This is a genomic window from Streptomyces humi, from assembly GCF_001005085.2.
Lineage (GTDB): Bacteria > Actinomycetota > Actinomycetes > Streptomycetales > Streptomycetaceae > Streptomyces > Streptomyces humi.
On the sequence record NZ_LBMU02000151.1, the window covers coordinates 1 to 295 of the forward strand.

1 pseudogene is annotated in these 295 nt (G+C 68.1%); it reads left to right on the forward strand.

Features of this window, described 5'->3' with window-relative positions:
* Positions 1–206 (forward strand): annotated as a pseudogene (locus tag AAW13_RS47330) (rhamnulokinase); the annotation flags it as partial.
* Positions 207–295: the final 89 nt, after the last annotated feature.

Here is a 295-nt window from a genome sequence, read left to right on the forward strand (position 1 = left end):
ACGCCAGCGGACTCCCCGTGGTGGCCGGGCCAACAGAAGCCGCAGCCCTGGGCAACGTCCTCGCGCAGGCCCGTGCTCATGGGCTCGGCGGCTCTCTTGCGGACCTACGCGCGCTCCTCACACGTACTCAGCCATTGGAGCGTTACACACCCGCCGGAGACACCCACGTGTGGGCGGAGGCGGAGGCACGCCTCTTCGCCCCGTAGTCCGTAGTCCGTAGTCCGTAGTCCGATCGGCCAAGCCGTCCATCCGCCTTCCATCAACCCTCTAGGAGCCGCGATGCGTGTCGCCCTGT